Source organism: Flavobacterium album (genome assembly GCF_003096035.1).
GTDB lineage: Bacteria > Bacteroidota > Bacteroidia > Flavobacteriales > Flavobacteriaceae > Flavobacterium > Flavobacterium album.
This window is the reverse complement of the sequence record NZ_CP029186.1, coordinates 503,260-524,413: the sequence shown is the minus strand read 5'-3', so window position 1 is coordinate 524,413 and position 21,154 is coordinate 503,260. Positions and strand designations below refer to the sequence as shown.

Genomic DNA, 21,154 nt, shown 5'->3' with positions numbered 1-21,154 from the left:
ACAACAATTATTTATCTGATGAAAGAACATATCAAAAACTTCCTTAACGAGGAGCAGGACCCAAAAGCGGTAGAAAAGATCACTTCCAAGATACAGGATATACTGATGAGGAATGAAGAGATTGGCTATATTGGCGTACAGAAAAAACCTGCCATCACGGTGTTCCCCGACAGTATCGTGCTTACCAACAAAAGGATAATCATCTGTAAGCCTAAGAATTTAGGGCTTTCAATGGAATTCACCGATTATTCGTGGTCGGAGATTGCCAGCACCTTTGTGAAGGAGAACATACTCGGTTCTGAGTTTTCTTTCAACACAACAACTGACATCCCGGTTACCATAGATTATATCCCGAAAATACAGGCAAGGAAGATAAATACCTTCGCGAGGGAGCAGATGGAGCTTTTGAAAGAAGGTAATGCTCCTGCAAAACCGGAACCTGTTGCCGAACCTGCCCCGATTGCGCCGGAACCTGTAGCTGCTGCTGAAGAGATCGAGGAAGTGGAAACCGAAGAGGTGAACGACTTTACCGAAATAATGCCTGCCGGTATCCAGCCGCAGGTTCACGTATACAACGAACCGCCGGCAGCAGAACCTGAACCGGTTGCTGCTCCTGCAATTGAGGAAAAGCCTGCTTCAAAAGACAGGTCGCTAAGCGAACTCAGCAAGGAAGAGCTTTTTGACAAATTGCAGAATTACAAAAAACTGCTTGATAACGGCCTGATCCTGCAAGGCGAATATGATGCCCTGAAGAAAGAGATACTAAGCCACTTATAATACAAAAATCCTCGCTATTAACGAGGATTTTTTGTTTAAATGTTATGTAGAGACGCAGTGCCTGCGTCTCGCATAATGTAAAATTATTGTGGGAGACACATTCAATGCGTCTCTACCCCAAATGGATTGATTTATAATTGTGTAAGCTGAAAATCAGCGGTCATCCGCCCAATCCGCGTCATCCGCATTCCAATTTCTTCCGGCCCCGGACCTCCGACAATCTACATCACACCCTTCTGCTTCTCTGCAAACCGGTCTGCCTGCATTTCGAGCATTTCAATGGCTTTTTTCTTCTTGTAGTTGTACAGTTCCCTGTCGCTGCGTATCTCGGCATATACATCGTCATAGATGCCTGCGTCGGTTGTACGGAGCAGTTCGCGCTGGTAGTTGTTCTGCTCGAGATTGGTCTTCACGGCCATTTCGGCATCTTCGAGCTTAAAGTCGTATTCCCCTTTTGGCGAAAGCAGTTTGGCAATTATAGGCGAGGTCTCTATGGCTAAAAACAGCAGCATTATAAAGAACGATGGCAGCCACGGCAGTTTGTCCAAAGCATTGATGCGCGCCATAAGCCCGTCAAAGCCGTCGATTACCGGCTGGCTGTCAGACACCTTTTTATCAAGGTCGGCTTTCAGGGTTTCGGCCTGCTTTTCTTTTGCGGCGATCTTGTCGGTATTGGTTTTGCGCAGCGCTTCCAGTTCGGCAAGGGCGGCATCATGCTTTTGGCGCTTTTCGGCATACACAGGGCCTTTACCCAGCTTCATGGTGCCTTTGGTGCCTTCGGCTTCGGTGATGTAAGTACTGTACAGTGCATTTACCTCTTTCTCTTTTTTGGTAATAGCCGACTTCAGGCTGTCTGTTTCTGCCTTGTTCTTGTCGAGGTCGCCCTGGAAATAATTGGCTACCTGCTTCTTGTTTGCAAGCGCCATATCATTCTTTTCCTTAAGCAATACGGTATCGATCTCTTTCTGGAAGATCTTTATTTCCAAAGGTTTTGATATTACGATGGCAATGATCATAGCGAGTAGGATACGAGGTGTGGCCTGCAGTAGCTCCTGCCCAAAGCGGTTGCGCTTACGGATGGTCGATACGATAAAACGGTCAAGGTTAAAGATCAGCAGTCCCCACACTAAGCCGAAGAAAGTGGCTGTGTAAACATTGTCGAATACCGTGTAAAGCGCATAGCTGGCAGCTATCCAGGCCATGAGCGCGGTGAATAATACAGTGGCACCGATGCCGGCATACTTGTTCTGCTCGCCGTTAGAGCAGCTGTAAATGAGGTCTTTGTCGGCCCCGGAACAGGTGATGAAAAAACGTTTTAACATGATTGATTGTTTTTGATGATGATTGATACAAATGTAACGCGTTTTTCGATGCAATGTTGTAACGGGCTGGTATGTTTTGGTTTAAGGCAAAAAATATCCGCCACGGTGGGCGGATATCAATATCAATTGGAAGCCACAGATTTTCGGTGGACGACTTCTTTTATTGTTTTTCCATCCTTTAGCTTATAAACTACTACACTGCAGCTTTTAGGTTCATATTTGCCATATTTTCCCGGGTTAGTTGTTTTCAGGGAATCAATTTGGGCATCCGACATGGAGAATACATCGATACTGACAAGCTCATTAGGGTCTATTTTCGCTGCTTCACTATTATGGTCCCAGTCATAATTCATCGGCTCATCTTTTCTATAAGTGATCTTTTCCGTCGTGCTTCCGTTTTTCTCTTTATCTGTAATCTTTATACGTTTGTATTCGGCTGTAGGGTCGTCAAATGTTTTCGGGTCTGATACCAGTAAGGCCTTCTTTTCATCTTCAGTCACGGTAGTCACCTCAACACTTCCGGTTGGCGTGATGTTTTCGGTAACAATTGCCGCAGCGGTTTTGCTTTCAACAATATCACTTGTGCTGCAGGACAAAAGCATTAGCGCTGCAATTACCGGCAATATGGCAAGCTGTAGTATCGCTGCCCTTATTTTTGTGGTGGTTTTTGTCATCATGATAAATCGTTTTTTTGTTATATTGAAATTAATCGTACTCGCCAGCGCATATACAGGCGAAGGGATTGCTTTTTCAAGCAGGAGCTGCTGGTAGGCAGGCACATTGTTGTGTTCACCGACCACGTTTTCATCAGCCAGGAACTCGTGGTTCATCTGTATCGCCCTTTTGTACAAATACACCAGCGGGTTAAACCACAATACTATCTTAACTAACTCTATGAAAAGAATATCTAACGTGTGCCGCTGGTGAATATGTGTAAGTTCGTGCGTTAAAAGTTCCGGTGCAGCAAACCGTTCCTCATAATCTTTTTCAGAAATGAAAATGTTGTCCAGGAATGTATGTGGCAGTACATTATCTTTAAGGATTACCAAAGCAACCCCTTCGTATGCAAGCGTCCTGCTTTGTTTCTTCACATTATAAAAGCGCCTTATATTGACTGAAAACCTTATGGCTAGCCCAAGCACTATGAGCCCATATAATCCCCAGCCGGTATACGTCCAATAATTCACGTCTTGTGGCGCTGCTGCTGCAGTTATTGTTGCCGGGGTAACTCCCGTCGAAAGCAGGCCGGATACAGTGGCTTTTTCCGTTACTGCTGGCATGACCGCCAACGCCGCCGGCAGCGTTATAAACGGAATCACAAAAGAGAATGCCAACGCCGCTAAGAGGTAAAACCTGTTAAACCGGTGCATTTTTTCCCGTTCAAGCAGCAGATGGTAAACTGCCAGCAGCACGCCCAGGCTTATGGTAGATGTGATGATGAAATCTTTCATAAACGTGTATTGGAATTATAAAGTAGCTTTTGCGTTTTCAGGAGAGTTGATGGTAGGTCCGGTTTTTAATTTTGGATCACAATGTTTATAGGCAATGTATAGAACGTCCTTACCACTTTATTGTCTTTCTTTCCAGGAGTCCATTTTTCTTTGATCTGGCCCAGCACGCCGACAGCTTCTTCGCCCATGCCATGACCCGGGTCTTTAATAACTTTTATATCCGACATCCTTCCGTTCTTCTCTACTACAAAGCTTACAAATATTTTTAGCGTATGCTCTCCTTCAAGGTCCGGAACCCTGAAATTCTTCAAAATAATGTTGTATAAGGCGTTGATGCCTCCGGGGAATTCGGGTTGTACATCCAGTTTTTCTGCGCTGTACACATTGTCTTCCTGAAGATAGTCCATTGCAGTTTCTACATTATTAAAAGTTTTTCTCCTTCCTGCTTCGGCCACTGCTTTTTCATTCTCCTTTTCGCTTGTTATTGCCATTGTAAAAGTGTCTTCAGGGTAATGATCATTAGTGCCTTTCAGGTACTTTTCAAAATATTCAGGCGTATACAACTGGTAGTGGAATATCTGCGGATGTGCCTTAGTGAGCGCTTTTTTAGACATCGTATATCCTGAGTAATACGCAAAATCTTCAGGCTTGTATTTGTTTAAAATGGAGTTATCCACATCTTTTCCGTCAATCTGTAGGGCATATCCCTTTTTGTTTTTAAAACTCTCGAATTCTTTTTTAGTCGGATGCTTCACTGCATAAACCTCAGGCGCATAAAGCATATAGCCGTCTTTTTCAGCTTCGGTAAGCTCTTCATACTTCTTGTCGACTTTACGTTTATTCACATTATCGTCTACAACTATACGCACGCCGCTGTAATAGGCATCGCGTCTTTCCTTTACAGCCTGTCGTCCTTTCGCAATAGCTCCGCCAGCCTGTGTGTTATTTAAAGGTTTTTCCTGGGCTACTGTTTCAATGCAAAGAAGGGCAATCAATCCTGCAATTACAGGCAGCGAGGCAAGTTTTAATACTAATGCCTTCGATCTTGTTGTGGCTTTTGTCATCATGGTAAAACGTTTTTTGGTTACAGAAAAATTAAGGCTGCTCGCCAGAGGGTAATAGGTAAGAGGTGTTGCTTTTTGGAGCAGCAATTGCTGGTAGCCGATCACATCATTGGCTTCGGCAATCACGATCTCATCGGCAAGGAATTCATGATTGAGCTGTATCGCTTTTTTATAAAAATAAAGCAGCGGATTGAACCAGAACAGTGTTTTAAGGCTTTCGATAAATAAGATGTCGAGCGTATGCTTTTGGTTGACGTGCACCAGTTCGTGCGTAAATAATTCCGGTTCAATCCTGCGGTTTTCATGAGCTGCCCTGCTAATGAAGATGTAATGCAGGAACGTGTGCGGCAGCACGGCCTCATCGAGCAGCACCAATACAGCGCCTTCGTGGGCAGTAGTTTCATGCTGCTTTATTTTCCTGGTAAGCTGAGAGACATTCCGTATAAAACGAAGTATTAATACTAAAGTTACCAGTCCGTAAATTCCCCAACCGATGTAAGGAAGGTAATCTGTTTCGGGAGCAGTAACAGGTGCAGGTGCTATTTCGGGCATATCCGTTATTTCGGGTATGGGCGCTGCCACAGCTTCGCTATAAATCTCTATTGTAACGAAGGGAAGCGCCAGGGAGAATATGATCGAGCCAAGCAGGTACCAGCGGTTAAAGCGATGCATTTTTTCTTTTTGCAGTACAAGATGGTACACGGCCAGCAGCAGTCCCATGCTTATCGTAGATTTTATGAGGAAATCAATCATTATTTTTTCTTTTGAATCTCTTTGTCGATGATTTTACGGAGTTCTTCAAGCTCGGTTGCGCTTAGGTTCGTTTCCTTAGTGAAGAAGGACGCAAACTGTGCCGCCGAGTTGTTGAAAAAACTTTTTATCATTCCGTTTACCTGTTTAGAAAAGTAATCGGATTTTTCCACCAGCGGAAAGTACTCACGGCTCTTGCCGTACTCCTTGTAGCCCACGAAGCCTTTATCGGCCATACGTTTCAAAAGTGTAGCCACGGTTGTGGTTGCAGGCTTGGGTTCAGGGAACAGGTCTAACAGGTCTTTCATAAAGGCCTTTTCCTGTTTCCAAAGGAGTTCCATCAGTTGTTCTTCGGTTTTTGTTAGTTGCATAGTGCTCTACAATTTTAGAATTGTTTCTACAAATGTAGAATAAAAAATGATATGCACAACTTTTAGAGCATTTTTTTTTGATGTAAAGTATTATTTGCCAATCTTTACCACACAACTGAACAACCAATGAAATATTTAATCGCATTCTTTTTTATCGTCACAACAGCTTTCGCGCAAAAGAAATTCACTGTTATAGATGCCTCAACCAAAGCTCCTGTCCCATACGCAGGCATCAACCTCAACAATGGTTATGGAATTTATGCGGGCGAAGACGGCAGTGTGATTATCACCGATACTTCGGTAACGGCCATCACGGTGTCATCCGTCGGCTACCGCGAAAAGAGGGCTGATATTTCTTCAATTACCGATGTGCTGACTTTAGAGCCACAACCCATCGAACTGAAAGAAGTAGTAGTATCGAAAAAGAAATCAAAAAAGCGTGAAGATGTCATTAAGGCAAAACTGCACAGGGACAACGGCGCAATGTATATGTCGTCAATAGGACTGCAATATGCCTTCCTTGTAAAGTCGGATAAGAAGGAAGCTTATCTTTCCAAAATAATATTGCCCGTTTTTAAGGCTGCATTCGAAGCAGAAGGAAGGCCTGGTACTTTTGATAAAGTACCTTTCCGCACTTTTGTAAAAATTGAAGTACTTGAAAACAACGGTGGGCAGCCGGGCGAAAGGCTATTCGATTTGGGCCAGGTAGCTATTGTGGATAATAATAATAAAGAGGAGCCTTTCGGGATAACCCTCACAGAAGAGCTGCCGGTTGCAGAGAATGGCATGTTTCTGCAAATTACCATTCTAGGCAGGGTCAATCCCGATGGAAGCCTTAGCAACGAAGTAGGATATCTCACCTCGACAGATCCCGATGGCAGCGTACGGAAATGGCCTAAGTACTGCCAACCAAATTTCCCACTGGTGGAAAGGCCAAAGGGAGTGCTGACTTTTATCCGTGAGCCATTTTCCAATAATAACTCGTGGCATGCTATTAACGAGCCACACCTGCACGAGATAAAGAAATATCCCGACTTCAATATCGGTTTTGGATATACTATAATTGCCTATGAATAATTATCAGGCAGTTTGGGTTAAAGTCTGCTTTATATCAATTCAGCTTGTATTAAAATAAAAATTCTAAACAGCCTTCGTCAATCCGTCCAGCTTTTGCAGTAATGCCGGCATCCTGAAACTGCCATGCATCTGCCTGATATTTTGCGCAGCACTGTTCAGGTCTGTGCCAATTGCGGTAATGTACAGCGGGTTTTTGCTGTCGCCGCGATACACTGGTTCCTTGCATTTTTCAATAGTGGCAAAATTAGTCTTGGCAACACCTATAACAGGTATTTGCTCTTTCAAAGCAGAATACAAATACCCGCCAAGTCCAAAGGTGCCCTTGTCATCCAGGTATACAAAACCATCCACAACAATAACTGTTATCTGTGACAGGTCTATCTGTTTTAAAAGGCTCAATATGCAAGGTAACTCTCTTTTGTAAAAGGCCCTGGGCTCATAATCGGCCACGCCCTGAATGATTTCCGAATAGGTGGAAAGCGGTTCTGTATCTTGCCATCCTGCAAATTGCAATGCAATAGTTTTTGCGTTGTTATCGTAGTAATACGTGTCAAATGCCAATATCATTGCGCTAAGGTAGTTATTTAGTCTCAGTCTCAGTTTTCAGTCACAAACAAACTGAAAACTGAGACTGAGACTGGAAACTCCTAAGGCCCCAGCTCCCCAACCGGCTTCGGTACCTTATAGCGGAATGGCTTGTGGCCGGGCGCAGTTATTATAATCAGGGTGCCGGGCTTATGGGTCTTTTCTTTTTTTACTTTTTCGGTAAAGCTGTCAAATTGCGCATCTGTCACGGCCTGCTTTATGGTAATGGTAGTACGCCCGGGCTCTGTTTTGGTGTCGGTTTGTATTACTTTCAGTTCAGAACCAAGCGAATCTGCAGGTGTTATCAGTAGCTCATTGGCCGTGCCCTGTCTTACCGCCGATGAATAGACGGCAGTAATATCGAATTCGTTTTTCTGTTTTTCCTTTGGAACACTATCCGTATAGAAAAATACTGCCTCCGGATTTAAGCTTTCCTTTTTCCTTAGCTTCTCTTTAGAAAAAAATGCCTTAGTCTTAAAAGCAAGAGCATCTTTCAATTTAAGTTTTGTGTTATCCGCCTCCTGAACCTGCACTATCTGCGGGGAAAGGTTAGTCACGGCTTCCATTTTTACGGCGTGAGACGTAAGCCTTAAAGTATCTTTTGCTATTACAGCATCAGCCGGACGTAACGCACTGTGAGCAGGAGCAAGGTTAACAGCAGTTTGAAGTTCAGGCACTTTAATCTTTTTTATCGTATCAGTGCTGTTATATTGGTTATTCACAGCGGCATCCTCGACGGTTTTTACAATGTTACTTTCATCCAAAGTTACTCCTATACGCTGTGGCTTTGCAGTTTCTTCTGCATTTTTTGGGTTATAAGCCACCATCCAGACTATTGCAGCCACAATGCCCACAACCGGCAGAAATAAGAGTTTTTTAAACACGGACAGTCCGCCTTTATGTGCGACAGGCTGAGGTACCTTTTCAAGTCCGCTTTCTATTCTAGACCATAAAGCGTCGCCGGGCGCTTCATCGAAGGCCTGTTTCCGGTCTTTAAAAAAGTCATATAATTCGTTATCCTTCATGGCTTCCTGTTTTAGCGGCAGGGCTGAAAAATGCCTGCTTTAATTTTTCCTTAGCATAGTGCAGCTGCGATTTTGATGTGCCTTCAGAGATGCCTAGCTGTTCGGCGATCTCGGCATGCTTATAGCCCTCTATGGCATAGAGGTTAAATACAATCCTCGCACCATCGGGCAGTGTCTTCAGCATGGCTTCAATATCGTCATTGTGTGAGTGTGATGATGTTTCATCAGGAGCGGGCAATTGTATTGCATCGTGTGTTACTTCAAGGCTGAAGGTGGTTTTCTTGCGTAGTTCCATTAGGCAGCAATTTACGGCGATCTTAAGTATCCAGCCTTCAAAACTCCCTTCGTTTTTGTACTGCCCTATATTTTTGAAAACGGAAAGAAACGTATTCATGGCCATCTCCTCGGCACGCTCCCGGTCCTTCATATACCGCTTGCATATGCCCATGACTTTTGGGCCATACGCAGTATAAGCATGGTGCTGTGCCAGTCGATCCTGGCGTGCGCAACCGGAAATAAGTTCCTTTTCGGACATCAATTAATTTTTAATGTATCGCTTTTCACTCCTATTTCGGTGTAAGCAGGCGTTACGATCTCTTCACCGCTACGGTCAATAAACCCGTAAAGGCCTTCTCTTTGTACCAATATCCAGCCAGGCTTGTATTCACCCTCGCGGCCTATCATGTCATACTGTGCTTCGGCAACCACATTGCCATCGGTATCTATAAGGCCATAAAGCTCGTCTTTTCTCACCACTGCCATATTTATGCAATATTCCCCAAAACGGCCTGTCTCCTCATACACAGGAGGGATTATTTCCTGCCCTGTCTCATCCAGATACCCCATAAGCCCCTCGTTGTATACTTTTACCCAACTGCTTTCAGGTGATGGTTCTTTCTGGGATAACACAAGATTTTGCGCAGAGGCGCTTAATGTAAATATAAATAAAGTGCTTGTTAGTATCGCTTTCATACCCTGATTATTATGGTTCTTTCCTATAAAGATGCGGGTATAACTAAAAGGGTTGTAACAGGTATAAAAAAAATCCGCTTTTTTATTAGCGGATTTTCATCATTTAAACCTTTATACAGAAGTGTCTCCATTTTGAGTGAAGCTGCTCCCTCTCCTTTGGAGAGGGCTGGGGAGAGGCCTATTTACTCATTTCCGTAAAATGCTTATAAAACAACGGAATCGTCTCTATGCCTTTCATATAATTAAATATGCCGTAGTGCTCGTTAGGGGAGTGGATGGCATCGCTGTCCAGCCCAAAGCCCATCATAATAGTTTTGCTTTTCAGCTCTTTTTCGAACAGCGCCACGATAGGGATACTGCCGCCGGAACGCACCGGTATCGGCTTGATGCCAAAGCTTTCCTCATAGGCAGCGGCAGCGGCACGGTAACCGATGCTGTCTATCGGTGTTACATACGCCTGGCCGCCATGATGAGGCTTCACTTTTACGGTAACGCCTTTCGGTGCAATGCTTGTAAAATGCTTGGTGAACAATTCCGTGATCTCGTTCCAGTCCTGGTCAGGCACCAATCGCATCGAGATTTTGGCAAAAGCCTTGCTGGCAATAACCGTTTTGGCGCCTTCGCCGGTATAGCCGCCCCAAATGCCGTTCACGTCAAGCGTAGGACGTATGGAGTTGCGCTCGTTGGTAGTATAGTCGGTTTCGCCATATACATCTTCAATGTCCAGCGCTTTCTTATAGGCATCTAGCGAGAAAGGCGCTTTGGCCATCTCGTCACGCTCTTCGCGGGTAAGTTCTTCTACCTTATCATAAAATCCGGGAATGGTAATATGGTTGTTCTCGTCATGCAGCTGCGCGATCATCTTGGCAAGGATGTTTATCGGGTTGGCTACAGCGCCGCCGTATAGTCCTGAATGCAGGTCGCGGTTCGGGCCGGTAACTTCCACCTCAACATAGCTCAGTCCCCTCAATCCGGTGGTGATAGATGGCTGCTGGTTGGAGATCATCCCCGTGTCTGAGATAAGGATCACATCATTGGCCAGCTTCTCCTGGTTGCGCTCTACAAACCAGGCAAGGCTTGGCGAACCTACTTCTTCCTCGCCCTCGATCATGAATTTCACGTTGCATGGCAACGCGTTGTTCTGCACCATATACTCCAGCGCTTTTACGTGCATATACATCTGGCCTTTGTCGTCGCAGGCACCGCGGGCAAATATTGCGCCTTCCGGGTGCAGCTCGGTTTTTCTTATGACAGGCTCAAACGGCGGCGATGTCCAGAGGTCTACCGGGTCCGGCGGCTGAACGTCATAATGGCCGTAAACAAGAACAGTAGGAAGGTTGGGGTCGATTATCTTTTCGCCATATACAATAGGGTAGCCCGGTGTCTCGCAAAGCTCTACTTTATCGCAGCCCGCTTTTTCGAGGCTGGCCTTAACCGCATCGGCCGTATTGATCACATCCTGTGAGTAGGCGCTGTCGGCACTCACAGACGGTATTTTCAGTAATTCTATAAGTTCGTCTATAAATCTTTGCTTGTGCTGCTGCACATAATTTTTTATGTTATCCATTTATAATTAGTGATATACGTTTGTCAGTCAAAAGTACAAAAAAATAAATTTTAAAAAATTTCAATTTTTCCTTTGATAGTAAGAAACTATGCGTATATTTGCACCCACAATAATGAAACAATTACCTGTTTAATTATCTCCTGCGGGTGTGGTGAAATTGGTAGACACGCCAGACTTAGGATCTGGTGCCTCACGGTGTGTAGGTTCGAGTCCTATCACCCGCACAACTAAAAAGCCTCTGATGTCTCAGGGGCTTTTTTATTGCCTGTATATGAAGCTAAATTTATGGGATCAATACCAAAAATTGTGGGATTGCATTTTTGATCCGTCTGTGGAGATTTAGCAATATAAGATTTTGCGGAGGCTATTCGTCCCGTTCAACTTCCAGTATCTCGCCAACATCGAGCATGTGTTTCAGGTTCGTCAGCCCAACCGGATAGCTTTCTTTGTAAAAAGGCTTGTCTTTCAGTTTATAAATGCCCGACTCGTCATCTACTAAAAATTCATTCTCAAATAAGAATACCATATTGCCTTCAACACGGTCTACCTTGTAAAGGGTGTATTGGGAATCGTTAAGTTTGATCTCATAAATGTCGCCTTTTTTAGGTTTCGCTATATATTCGGCATCCTGGGCATTGTCGTTTGCGATTACTATAAACATTACAATAATTAAAGCAACTAACAGGCCGAGCCCTGAATAAGTCCACCACGGGGTTTTCACGGTATCTTTAAGCCTGAAGAATTCCGACTTATATCCTGCCGGGAAATAGGGTTCCTGTTCGACCGTATTGCAATTGCCGCAATGAGAAACTGCTGTTCTTCCGGATGGGACAAAGGGAATGTACCAAATATGCCCGTATCGTTGGTAGAGGTCCATCTCCAGGGAATCATCAGTCTGGCAATTTGTACATGTTGTGTTGATTTTTAGTTCGGCAATTTTTCTGGCGCGGGTTCCGAAAATAATCATGGGATAGTTAAATTGTATTGCGCGCCGAATATAAGAATTTTGCTGAATAATCTTTTGGATTATTTCCTTTGCGCACAGCGGACTAAATTGGTGTTTCCTTTGTCGCGATATTCAGTTTTCAATATAATTTCATTATAGAAATGGATAAAACGAAAAACTGCCCACAGGAAATAATCCTGTAGGCAGCAGATCAACTTAATTTTTATCGTTATGGCACTATGAACAGGCTGGCAATGCTTGTTGCCTGGTCGCCTGTAAGTGGCTCATCAAAAGATTCCGGCCCTGCGGCTGCAGGAATTACAGGGTTGCCGGCATTGCTCACAACAGCAGTGTTAAAGCCTGCCTGCATTGTTTCCTGCTCGCCATCGTAAACAGCCTGTGCCTGAGATGGCAGCCCTCCACGGTCATTGCCTACAATCCATCCTTTTTGGCCCCTCAGCCTCCTTATCTGCGAGGCGTGCCTCGCTTCAACAGAGTGTATCTGTAGTGCAGCCTGCAGCAAGTCGCCGTTAGACATCAGGTTGGCTGCCTGTCCTTTATAAGCCCTTACGCCGGTATCTTCAAAAGCCTGCGAAAGCGCAAGGAATGTATTGTAGTCTGTAAATGTTGGAAACGCGCCGCCAACGGTAAAGTCGAAAGTTGGTTTTTCAGGGGCATCATTACCTAATGCCTGCTTTAAAAATTCAACGTGCGCCGATTCGTGCTGGCTTATCTGTGCTATGATCGCCTGGTCGGCAGCCGGGATAAGGCCATTGGTATCAAGCGCCATTTGGTAAAATTCGTCTTCAAGGTATTCCAGTGTCAATGCAAGTTTTAATGCATCGGTAGGTGTTGCTGCTGCCTCGGTAAAAAATGCTGCCGATGCCGCCCTTGCTTTTGTTGGGGCCAATAGCGCTGAAAGTCCGAAAGGTACTGCTGCAAATGCTGCCGTTTTTCCTATGTTTTGGAACTGTGTAAAACTATCCCTGCGGGAGCCTTTTTCACTAAGGCTTTTTATCATGCCTTCGTTAGTGAACGACTCTATAAATTTTATGATATTCATGATTTCGTAAATTAATGGTTATGGTAAGAAGTTGGCTGTAAAAGGTGTCTGGATAAAGTTTAGCGATGCAACCTGCGGTATGATTACCGATGGCCTTTCTGCTTTGTCCAATCCGTTAGATGCAGTTACCACATCGTCACCTGCAAAAGAGTCGGTTCCCGGGTTGAGCAGGCTCCTGATGGCCGAAGCGTGCCTTGCTTCTACCGAAACAATCTTGCCTGCAATCAATAAATAGTCTGAGTTCTGGATATACCTTCCCGCGCCATTATAAGCAGAAACGCCGGTGTCTTCAAGCGCTTTGGCAGTGCCGAGAACGCTTGCCCTGTTGTTGAAATTTACAGAAGCATAATTAAATTCCAGGTTTGGCAGCAAACGGCTGTCGTCTTCGAGCGCTCCTGTAAGGGCTGCCTTAAAGAATTCCCTGTGTACAACCTCATGGGCATACAAATCGGCCAATACTGCCTGTTCTTCAGCATTAAAGATTGTACCGAACATGCTGCCGTTAACCACCTTTGTGTAAAAATCGGCTTCAAGCTGTTCAAGTGCGTACGCGTAGGTAAGTATACCTAAGTCGCCCCCGCCAAGGTCAAATTTATCGCCCCTTACGCCCGGAAGCTGGTTGTCGTTGTTCGAACTGTCGTCGTCGCTGCTGCAACCGGCCAGGAGGAGCCCTGCACCTGCAAGGGTGATCCCGCTGATCTTAAGGAAGCTTCTCCTGCTTGTGCCGACTTCCTTTACTTCTACTTTTTTCATAATAACAATTAATTAGGTTAATAATGGTGGGTGTGGTTTTGTTGATTTTCAAAGATATTTTTTATTTACGCTAATTAGTTGTTAATAGGTTTGCCGGATTTTTAAGAAAAAAGAAATTTTAAGAATAAATTATGAAATTCCGGATTTATAGATTTCTTGTTTTTAGTAGCCGGTAACACGGTTTGGGGTTTGTTTTTGAATGCTGTTAGAATCAGTACAAATAGTGAGAATACTTAAAATTTACAATAGCGTTAACTTTTGTTCAAGTGAAGGTTTTTATTTTTTGTAAGTGCTTTCCTCTCAAATTTTAAAGCCTGATAAATATTTTTCTTTCAAATTTTTCAATTAACTCTAATTCATGCCTTTTTCATTTTTAAATTTTTCGTTTCTTTACATTAACTAAAATCGGAAGGCCATGAAACAAAAAGCAACACTGAAGCAGATAGCAAAAGAACTGAACGTATCAGTATCTACAGTTTCCAAGGCATTGAGCAACAGCCCTGAGATAAGTGAGCCTACAAAGATCAAGGTGCAGGAATTTGCAAAGCTTAAGAACTATAAGCCTAATAATATTGCGGTAAATCTTAAGAGCAAGCGCTCCAAAACCATTGGGGTGATCATCCCGAATATCCTGAACCCGTTTTTTGCAAAGGTGTTCAGCGGTATCGAGAAAGGCGCCAATGACAAAGGGTACAATGTAATCACCTGTATTTCCAACGAGTCGCTTGAGAAAGAGATCCATGCCATGGACATGCTGAGCAACGGTACCATTGACGGCTTTATACTGTCAATATCCGAAGAAACGCAGAAAGAGCAGGAGTTCAGGCATTTTAAGGACGCTATCTCTGATGATCTGCCGATAGTGATGTTCGACAGGATTTCCGATGAGATAAATTGCGACAAAGTGATAGTGGATGATTTTGAAGCGTCCAAGGATGCCGTTAACCACCTCATAAAGCTGGATTGCAAAAACATAGCGCTGGTATCAAGCATTGACAACCTCAGCGTGGGCAAGCTGAGGGCCGAAGGCTATATGAAAGCCCTGAAAGATAAGGGCTACAATATTAATAACGATATCATCATACGTACCGACAACACCGATGATTTTGATGAAAAACTCAAAAAACTATTCGATTCGAAAAAGGTAGATGGTATTTTTGCCCTCGATGAGCACGCATCGGTTATGGCAATGAAGGCTGCCATTAAGCGCGGCATAAAGATACCTGAGGAGTTGTGCATAATAGGGTTTGCCGATGGGGTATGGTCACGCCGCCTTACGCCAAGCCTTTCCACCATCAGCCAGCACGGCCCCGAAATAGGGGAGGCCGCCGCCGAAATGCTCATAAAAAGGCTCGAAGCCAAAGAAGGCGAGGAGCCGCAATATGAAACCCGTGTTATAAAAACCGAACTAAGGCAACGGGAATCTACCCGCAAGCTATAAATCAAAAGGCCCTGCAATAGCGGGGCCTTAGTTTTAATACCCGTTAATTCCTGGCCATTTTGGCTGCAGCCTTGCCGGGGGAGAATCGCTGAAATGACAATGTAAGGCTATTACGTTTCCCATCTGTAATAAAATCCCGCCTGCAATTCCTTCCCTTTCCTAAAAAAATAGTTTCTTTGCAGTTAGAATAATCTGGAATAATCTATCCTTCATGATAACATTCAATTTCAAAAAATGGAATACCATCCTCGGGTGGACCGTTTTTACTATTGCCCTTATTACCTACGCAATGACTGTAGAGCCTACCATGAGCTTTTGGGATTGCGGGGAATATATTGCCACAGCTGCCAAGCTTGAAGTAGGCCACCCGCCGGGAGCGCCGCTTTTCCAGATGGTAGGCGCTTTCTTTGCCCTTTTCGCCTTTGGCCATGACGATAAAATAGCATTGTCGGTGAATATGGTTTCGGTATTCTCGAGCGCGTTTACCATACTGTTCATGTTTTGGTCGCTTACCATAGTACTGCGCAACCTTATCAGCAGGTTTTCAGAACTCAACAATAACAATGCGATTGCCATACTTGGGGCTTCGGCGGTGGGCAGCCTTGCTTTTACCTTCTCCGACAGCTTCTGGTTCAATGCCGTAGAGGCAGAAGTATATGCCATGGCATCGCTTTTCATCGCACTGCTGCTTTGGCTCGGCCTTCGCTGGGAAGAAGAAATGCATACGCCGCGTGGCAACAAATGGCTGCTAATTATATCCCTTGTTGTAGGGCTTTCGTTCGGGGTGCACTTCATGGCGCTCCTTGTCATTCCTTCCATAGGATTCATTTACTTCTTTAAGAACTACGCAAAAGTTACGGTAAAGAGCTTCATCATAGCCAATGTGGTTATCGTGGCCATACTGCTTTTCATATTCAAGCTATTACTCCCTTATACTATGGCGCTTTTCGGGAAGACCGAAATATTCATGGTAAATTCGTTGGGAATGCCTTTCAACTCGGGGACAATTTTCGTTGCCCTTGCCATCATCGCTTTCTTTTATTTCGGCTTTAGCTATACAAAGAAAAAAGGCTATGCGCTGTACAACACCTTGCTGCTGTGCGTACTGTTCATCCTTATCGGTTTCTCTACTTGGATGATGCTGCCGATACGTGCCAATGCGAATGTTGTCATCAATGAGAACAAGCCCTCGGATGCGGCTGAGGTACTGGCCTATTATAACAGGGAACAGTATGGTGAGCAGAAACTTTTTTACGGACCGATGTTCTCGGATACCTACGCGGGGCTTGATAAGGTAAGGCCTTATGAAGACGAAAAGCCCAACTACCAGAGGGATTATAAAACCGGCAAATATGTTATAGTGAACAACTATAAAAATGCTAAGCAAAATACCGATGACAACCACAAAGGCTTTATGCCAAGGATGTGGAGCACCGAGCACGCCGCCAACTATATGAGGTTTACCAAGCCGCTTGACTTCAGGCTGGACCCGTCATACGATTTTGCCGACGACCTCGCGCGCTACGGCCTGCCTGTAGACCAGATGAGCGAGCAGGATCTTGGTATGGCTATGGCAGAGGCACGCAGCCAGATAGAGGGCGCTATTGCCGAGTTCAGGACGGAATTCCGCAAAGGAAATGTAGACCTTGAGGACTATGACAAATTCCTGAACAAATACAGCAGGTACCTTATTGTAGAGAAGCCTTCTTTTGCATCCAATATGCAATATATGTTCGAATTCCAGTTCGGCTATATGTACTGGCGTTACCTGATGTGGAACTTTACCGGAAGGCAGAACGACATACAGGGCCGTTATGACAATCTTGACGGCAACTGGATAAGCGGCATCAAGCCTATAGATACCATCTTCCGGGGACCGCAGGACAACCTGCCGTCTGACCAGGCGAACAACAAGGGGCGCAATGTGTATTTCTTCCTTCCGTTCATCCTTGGGCTTATCGGTTTTGCTTTCCATGCCAAAAAAGATGCGAAGAGCTTCTATGTATTGCTGGCGCTGTTTCTGTTTACAGGGCTCGCGCTGAAGATATACCTTAACGAGAGGCCGTTCGAGCCGCGTGAGCGTGACTATGCGCTGGTTGGTTCGTTCTATGTTTTCGCTATATGGATAGGTATTGGCGTTTATGCGATATACGACACCATTAAAAAATACATGCAGCCAAAAATTGCCGGGCCTGTGGTTATAGGGGTAACATTGCTTGCTGCACCGGTGCTTATGGCTTCGCAAAACTGGGACGACCACGACCGCTCCGACCGCTACACTGCACTTGCCATGGCGAAAGCCTACCTGTCGTCGTGTGATAAGGATGCGATACTCTTTACCATTGGAGATAATGACACCTTCCCGTTGTGGTATGCACAGGAGATCGAAGGCTACCGTACCGATGTGCGTATCGTCAACACAAGCTTATTAATGACGGACTGGTATATCGACCAGATGAAGGCCAAGGCCTATGAGTCGGAGCCGATGCCGATCTCGTTTACCCACGAGCAGTACAAGCAGGGAACACGCGATTATATGTTCTTTGATAAAGGTACCGATGCACGCTGGGCGATTGGCGACTTTATCAAATTCATTGCTACCGACGACCCGCGTGCGCAAAGGGAACTGAGCAACGGCCACATGGTAAATTTCTATCCGACCAATAAAATACGTATGATGGTCAATAGGGACGAGATCATCAAAAATAAATTCGTTTCGCCGAAATTATACGATTCTATTGTTCCTTATATTGATATCGACATAAAAGGTGATGCCCTGTATAAAAACCGCCTGATGATGCTCGATATCTTCTACCGTAATAACTGGAAAAGGCCGATATATTTCACTGGGGGCAGCTTTGGCGACGATGATTACCTGTGGATGAAAGACTACCTGCAGCTTGACGGTATGGTGTACAAGCTGGTGCCGGTAAAAACACCAATACCGAAAGATGGCAGTCCGCTGGATATGGGCTATATTGACACTGATAAGATGTACAATATCGTGATGTCTTGGGATTGGGGCAACAGCGAAAGCCCGAAAATTTACCACGACCCCGAAACCCGCAAGAACAGTATTACCTACCGCACCAACCTGGCCAGGCTGATGGAAGCCTTAATAAAAGAGGGCAGGAAAGACAAGGCGAAAAACATCATTGACCTCGCTATGAAAAAAATGCCGGTAGAATATTACGAATACTATACACTGCTCGAGCCGTTTGCAGGAGGCTACTATGATATAGGCGAAAAAGCCGAAGCCCGCAAGCTGCTGGATAAAGTGATCAAGAAATACCAGGAAAACCTCGACTTCTTTGCCGGTTATTCGCCATCAGAGCAGAAAGATGCGCACATAGATATTATTACCAGCATAGAGCGCTACAGGAGCTTGCTTTATATCATGGATGATCACGGCGATAAAGAATACTATGAAGCTGCCAAAAAGGTATTCAACAAATACAATGGCAGGTTCAAGATGCACAGGAGAGAGGATTTGTAGTCTTCTTTAATACCGATGCGATTTTTATTATCAGACCCCAAAGGTTTTTAAAACCTTTGGGGTCTCTTACATCAGATAAAAGCAAAACACTTTATCTTTGCCCTATGAAATTCTATTGGGTAAAAACGCGGTGGTTTATCAGGAAATTATTTCCCGGTTACGTGTGGAATATCTCCAATGACACCAAAACCGTCTACCTCACCTTTGATGACGGCCCCACGCCCGAAGTAACCGAATGGGTGCTCGGTGTACTTAAAGAGCATGATATTAAAGCTACGTTCTTTTGCATTGGCAACAATATCCAAAAACATCCCGATATCTTTAGAAAAGTTGTAGAAGGCGGGCACTCTATTGGCAATCATACCTTCAACCACCTCAACGGCTGGAATACGGATGACTTTACATATTTTGAAAACATTGAAGCCTGCGAGAAATGGATAGGCAGCATTTCGGGGACAAAATTGTTCCGTCCGCCGTATGGCAAAATAAAAAGGTCGCAGAAAAAAGAAGTGCTGAAGATGGGCTACAAGATCGTAATGTGGGATGTGCTAAGCGCCGACTTCGACCAAAGCATCAGTCCTGAAAAATGCCTCCATAATGTAGTACGGAATACCACAGATGGCAGTGTCATTATATTCCACGACAGCATTAAGGCAAATATAAATATGCGCTATGCATTGCCAAAAGCAATTGAATATTTAAAAGAAAAGGGATTCCGGTTCGCGGCTATATGCTAAATCTGTTCCTGTACAAGGCCTATGATAGTGTTGGCATCCAGCTCGCCGCTTTGCCTCCATACCATTTGCCCGTCCTTGTAGATCATCAGTGTAGGCAGGCCTTTTATCCTGAGGGCATCGGCCAGCTCCTGGTTTTTATCGATATCAATTTTTATGACCTTAGCCTTGTCTCCAAGCGCGGCAGCAACATCCCTTATAACCGGGTGCATGGATACCGAAGGCTCATTCCATTCCGTATAAAAATCGATAAGTACAGGCACATGGGAGTTTATAAGTTCTCCAAATTTTGACATAAAATTGAAATTTTAAACTAACTTAAAACCGTTTTATTAGCAAATTATATTACAAATATAGTATAATTACCAAATTATGATACCTTTTGGCCTTTTTTTAGTTCAATAACTGTAATCTCTGGCCATATGCCCACCCGGCCGGGATAGCCATGGAAGCCAAAACCGCGGTTTACGTACACATAACGCCCAACGTTTTCGTACAGTCCTGCCCACTGTTTGTAGACATATTCCACTGGGCTCCACTTGAAAAATCCTGGTATCTCTATCCCGAACTGCAGGCCGTGGGTATGCCCGCTAAGGGTAAGGTGGTAATTGTTTTTATGGTTCTTCACTTCGGCTTCCCAGTGAGACGGGTCGTGGCTCATAAGTATCTTGAAGTCTTCCGGTGTAAGCCCCTGTGAAGCCTTGCTCAGGTCACCAGCCTGCTTAAAGTTAACGCCCCAGTTCTCTACGCCAACCAGCATGATTTCCTGCCCGCCTTTTTCAATCTTTACATGCTCATTAAGCAGCAGCTTGAAATCGATCTGCCTGTGGAGGTCTTTGATGTCCTCGAAATTCTGGAGCTTTGCTTTTTGCGAAGGCCATTCTACATACTCCCCGTAATCATGGTTGCCCAGCACTGAATACTTGCCCAGGGGAGCCGACTCGATTCTTTTGAAAGCCTCGATCCACGGGTGCATCTCTTCGGCATGGGTATTCACGATATCGCCCGTAAAAAGGATGAGGTCGCTGTTTTGCTGGTTGACAAGGTCTATGGCGTGCCCGATCTCTTCGGCATCGTCGAAGCTGCCGCTGTGGATATCGGATATCTGCGTGATGGTCATCCCGTCGAAATTTTCGGGCAGGTCTGGAAAATAAATCGTCTCTTTTCGTACTTTATAATTGTATTTTCCCCATTTCATTCCGTAAAGGAGCGAAAGGAATGGGATAGCGGCCAGGCCTAAAGCGACCTGGCTTACGAATTTCCGGCGTTCCTGTAAGAATGACTGCTCCTCATTGCCCAGGAACGACCTGATGAGGCCGCCGATGATACGGAATACATCTTCGCCCAGGAGTATTATGCCTACGATCATTTTCGGGACAACCGTAAGCAGCATCAGCCCAACGGTAAAGAGGGAGCGCTTGTTAGGGCCCACAGTACGGTCGTACTGGGTGAATGACCAGATGATAAACGCAATGATAAACAGTGAAATGCCTGCATAAGCCCAAAGCATCCAACGGGCTTTAACGACTGTTTTGACTGCAAAGAAAGTATAGACTTCGCCAAGGATAATGGCTATGAGGATGAAGATGAAAGCGCGACGCATTAGGTATGTTTTTACAAAGAAACGAATAAAGCGGCAAAATGTTACAAAGAATGTTGCAGTAGTTTTGGCCTCACTCCGGGGAACATCTACACACTAAGATTTAGCTGAACTGGCGAAGCAAAGGAGGAGAAGCTTAACTCCGTTCCCAATACCTGCC

At 44.8% G+C, this 21,154-nt stretch carries 19 protein-coding genes and 1 tRNA gene; 6 read left to right on the top strand and 14 right to left on the bottom strand.

Features of this window, described 5'->3' with window-relative positions; genetic code table 11:
- The first annotated feature begins 18 nt into the window (after positions 1-18).
- Positions 19-777 (top strand): PH domain-containing protein, encoded by a 759-nt coding sequence (locus tag HYN59_RS02315; protein WP_108776725.1) that lies wholly within the window; start codon positions 19-21, stop codon positions 775-777.
- A 221-nt stretch (positions 778-998) separates the two neighbouring features.
- Here the strand turns inward: HYN59_RS02315 and HYN59_RS02310 are convergent, their stop codons facing one another.
- The 4 genes from HYN59_RS02310 to HYN59_RS02295 form a co-directional block, all read right to left on the bottom strand.
- Positions 999-2,099 (bottom strand): DUF4407 domain-containing protein, encoded by a 1,101-nt coding sequence (locus HYN59_RS02310; RefSeq protein ID WP_108776724.1) that lies wholly within the window; start codon positions 2,097-2,099, stop codon positions 999-1,001.
- Between the two features lie 122 nt (positions 2,100-2,221).
- On the bottom strand, positions 2,222-3,550 hold the full coding sequence (locus HYN59_RS02305; protein WP_108776723.1) for a M56 family metallopeptidase: 1,329 nt from the start codon (positions 3,548-3,550) through the stop codon (positions 2,222-2,224).
- Positions 3,551-3,615: 65 nt separating this feature from the next.
- Entirely contained in the window at positions 3,616-5,367 is a 1,752-nt protein-coding gene (locus tag HYN59_RS02300) for a M56 family metallopeptidase (RefSeq protein WP_108776722.1), read from the bottom strand.
- Complete coding sequence (locus HYN59_RS02295; protein WP_108776721.1) at positions 5,367-5,735, bottom strand: BlaI/MecI/CopY family transcriptional regulator; 369 nt, start codon at positions 5,733-5,735, stop codon at positions 5,367-5,369. The genes HYN59_RS02300 and HYN59_RS02295 overlap by 1 nt, the downstream gene beginning before the upstream one ends.
- Before the next feature lie 126 nt (positions 5,736-5,861).
- On the opposite strand from HYN59_RS02295, the gene HYN59_RS02290 reads away from it, so the two are divergent.
- On the top strand, positions 5,862-6,812 hold the full coding sequence (locus HYN59_RS02290) for a hypothetical protein (protein ID WP_108776720.1): 951 nt from the start codon (positions 5,862-5,864) through the stop codon (positions 6,810-6,812).
- A 63-nt stretch (positions 6,813-6,875) separates the two neighbouring features.
- Here HYN59_RS02290 and HYN59_RS02285 read toward each other — a convergent pair whose 3' ends face one another.
- From HYN59_RS02285 to HYN59_RS02265, 5 genes are all read right to left on the bottom strand, one after another.
- On the bottom strand, positions 6,876-7,379 hold the full coding sequence (locus tag HYN59_RS02285) for an endonuclease V (RefSeq protein WP_108776719.1): 504 nt from the start codon (positions 7,377-7,379) through the stop codon (positions 6,876-6,878).
- 80 nt (positions 7,380-7,459) lie between these two features.
- Positions 7,460-8,422, bottom strand: a complete 963-nt coding sequence (locus HYN59_RS02280) for a hypothetical protein (protein ID WP_108776718.1) — start codon at positions 8,420-8,422, stop codon at positions 7,460-7,462.
- On the bottom strand, positions 8,412-8,957 hold the full coding sequence (locus HYN59_RS02275; RefSeq protein ID WP_108776717.1) for an RNA polymerase sigma factor: 546 nt from the start codon (positions 8,955-8,957) through the stop codon (positions 8,412-8,414). Before HYN59_RS02275 ends, HYN59_RS02280 begins: the two co-directional genes overlap by 11 nt.
- Positions 8,957-9,394 carry a WG repeat-containing protein gene (locus tag HYN59_RS02270; protein WP_108776716.1) on the bottom strand — a complete coding sequence of 146 codons (438 nt, stop codon included), beginning with the start codon at positions 9,392-9,394 and terminating at the stop codon, positions 8,957-8,959. The genes HYN59_RS02275 and HYN59_RS02270 overlap by 1 nt, the downstream gene beginning before the upstream one ends.
- 178 nt (positions 9,395-9,572) lie before the next feature.
- Positions 9,573-10,961, bottom strand: a complete 1,389-nt coding sequence (locus HYN59_RS02265; RefSeq protein WP_108776715.1) for a dipeptidase — start codon at positions 10,959-10,961, stop codon at positions 9,573-9,575.
- A gap of 142 nt (positions 10,962-11,103) precedes the next feature.
- On the opposite strand from HYN59_RS02265, the gene HYN59_RS02260 reads away from it, so the two are divergent.
- Positions 11,104-11,185: transfer RNA gene (locus HYN59_RS02260), tRNA-Leu, on the top strand.
- A gap of 140 nt (positions 11,186-11,325) precedes the next feature.
- Here HYN59_RS02260 and HYN59_RS02255 read toward each other — a convergent pair.
- The 3 genes from HYN59_RS02255 to HYN59_RS02245 all read right to left on the bottom strand — a co-directional run bounded on the left by HYN59_RS02255 (position 11,326) and on the right by HYN59_RS02245 (position 13,723).
- Entirely contained in the window at positions 11,326-11,928 is a 603-nt protein-coding gene (locus HYN59_RS02255; RefSeq protein WP_108776714.1) for a hypothetical protein, read from the bottom strand.
- A gap of 208 nt (positions 11,929-12,136) precedes the next feature.
- Positions 12,137-12,970: a ferritin-like domain-containing protein gene (locus HYN59_RS02250; protein WP_108776713.1), complete on the bottom strand. Its 834-nt coding sequence runs from the start codon at positions 12,968-12,970 to the stop codon at positions 12,137-12,139.
- An 18-nt stretch (positions 12,971-12,988) separates the two neighbouring features.
- Positions 12,989-13,723 (bottom strand): ferritin-like domain-containing protein, encoded by a 735-nt coding sequence (locus tag HYN59_RS02245; protein ID WP_181369495.1) that lies wholly within the window; start codon positions 13,721-13,723, stop codon positions 12,989-12,991.
- A gap of 415 nt (positions 13,724-14,138) precedes the next feature.
- Between HYN59_RS02245 and HYN59_RS02240 the strand changes: the two genes are divergently transcribed.
- The 3 genes from HYN59_RS02240 to HYN59_RS02230 all read left to right on the top strand — a co-directional run bounded on the left by HYN59_RS02240 (position 14,139) and on the right by HYN59_RS02230 (position 19,397).
- The gene (locus HYN59_RS02240; protein WP_108776711.1) at positions 14,139-15,164 is read left to right on the top strand and encodes a LacI family DNA-binding transcriptional regulator; all 1,026 of its coding nucleotides are present in this window, start codon (positions 14,139-14,141) and stop codon (positions 15,162-15,164) included.
- A 211-nt stretch (positions 15,165-15,375) separates the two neighbouring features.
- Complete coding sequence (locus tag HYN59_RS02235) at positions 15,376-18,660, top strand: glycosyltransferase family 117 protein (RefSeq protein WP_108776710.1); 3,285 nt, start codon at positions 15,376-15,378, stop codon at positions 18,658-18,660.
- Positions 18,661-18,764: 104 nt separating this feature from the next.
- Positions 18,765-19,397: a polysaccharide deacetylase family protein gene (locus HYN59_RS02230; protein ID WP_108776709.1), complete on the top strand. Its 633-nt coding sequence runs from the start codon at positions 18,765-18,767 to the stop codon at positions 19,395-19,397.
- On the opposite strand, the gene HYN59_RS02225 is transcribed toward HYN59_RS02230, so the two are convergent.
- A complete protein-coding gene (locus HYN59_RS02225) occupies positions 19,394-19,690 on the bottom strand; it encodes a thioredoxin family protein (protein ID WP_108776708.1) in 297 nt (98 codons plus the stop codon). The genes HYN59_RS02230 and HYN59_RS02225 overlap by 4 nt on opposite strands.
- A 74-nt stretch (positions 19,691-19,764) precedes the next feature.
- The gene (locus HYN59_RS02220) at positions 19,765-20,997 is read right to left on the bottom strand and encodes a metallophosphoesterase (RefSeq protein WP_108776707.1); all 1,233 of its coding nucleotides are present in this window, start codon (positions 20,995-20,997) and stop codon (positions 19,765-19,767) included.
- Positions 20,998-21,154: the final 157 nt, after the last annotated feature.

Bases quoted from the DNA above. Each gene is read 5' to 3' on its own strand.
- HYN59_RS02280 (WP_108776718.1), bottom strand. From the start codon at position 8,422: ATGAAGGATAACGAATTATATGACTTTTTTAAAGACCGGAAACAGGCC.
- HYN59_RS02290 (WP_108776720.1), top strand. From the start codon at position 5,862: ATGAAATATTTAATCGCATTCTTTTTTATCGTCACAACAGCTTTCGCG.
- HYN59_RS02270 (WP_108776716.1), bottom strand. From the start codon at position 9,394: ATGAAAGCGATACTAACAAGCACTTTATTTATATTTACATTAAGCGCC.
- HYN59_RS02235 (WP_108776710.1), top strand. From the start codon at position 15,376: ATGATAACATTCAATTTCAAAAAATGGAATACCATCCTCGGGTGGACC.
- HYN59_RS02220 (WP_108776707.1), bottom strand. From the start codon at position 20,997: ATGCGTCGCGCTTTCATCTTCATCCTCATAGCCATTATCCTTGGCGAA.
- HYN59_RS02275 (WP_108776717.1), bottom strand. From the start codon at position 8,957: ATGTCCGAAAAGGAACTTATTTCCGGTTGCGCACGCCAGGATCGACTG.
- HYN59_RS02310 (WP_108776724.1), bottom strand. From the start codon at position 2,099: ATGTTAAAACGTTTTTTCATCACCTGTTCCGGGGCCGACAAAGACCTC.
- HYN59_RS02230 (WP_108776709.1), top strand. From the start codon at position 18,765: ATGAAATTCTATTGGGTAAAAACGCGGTGGTTTATCAGGAAATTATTT.
- HYN59_RS02300 (WP_108776722.1), bottom strand. From the start codon at position 5,367: ATGATTGATTTCCTCATAAAATCTACGATAAGCATGGGACTGCTGCTG.
- HYN59_RS02240 (WP_108776711.1), top strand. From the start codon at position 14,139: ATGAAACAAAAAGCAACACTGAAGCAGATAGCAAAAGAACTGAACGTA.
- HYN59_RS02315 (WP_108776725.1), top strand. From the start codon at position 19: ATGAAAGAACATATCAAAAACTTCCTTAACGAGGAGCAGGACCCAAAA.
- HYN59_RS02245 (WP_181369495.1), bottom strand. From the start codon at position 13,723: ATGAAAAAAGTAGAAGTAAAGGAAGTCGGCACAAGCAGGAGAAGCTTC.
- HYN59_RS02265 (WP_108776715.1), bottom strand. From the start codon at position 10,961: ATGGATAACATAAAAAATTATGTGCAGCAGCACAAGCAAAGATTTATA.
- HYN59_RS02305 (WP_108776723.1), bottom strand. From the start codon at position 3,550: ATGAAAGATTTCATCATCACATCTACCATAAGCCTGGGCGTGCTGCTG.
- HYN59_RS02255 (WP_108776714.1), bottom strand. From the start codon at position 11,928: ATGATTATTTTCGGAACCCGCGCCAGAAAAATTGCCGAACTAAAAATC.
- HYN59_RS02285 (WP_108776719.1), bottom strand. From the start codon at position 7,379: ATGATATTGGCATTTGACACGTATTACTACGATAACAACGCAAAAACT.
- HYN59_RS02225 (WP_108776708.1), bottom strand. From the start codon at position 19,690: ATGTCAAAATTTGGAGAACTTATAAACTCCCATGTGCCTGTACTTATC.
- HYN59_RS02295 (WP_108776721.1), bottom strand. From the start codon at position 5,735: ATGCAACTAACAAAAACCGAAGAACAACTGATGGAACTCCTTTGGAAA.
- HYN59_RS02250 (WP_108776713.1), bottom strand. From the start codon at position 12,970: ATGAATATCATAAAATTTATAGAGTCGTTCACTAACGAAGGCATGATA.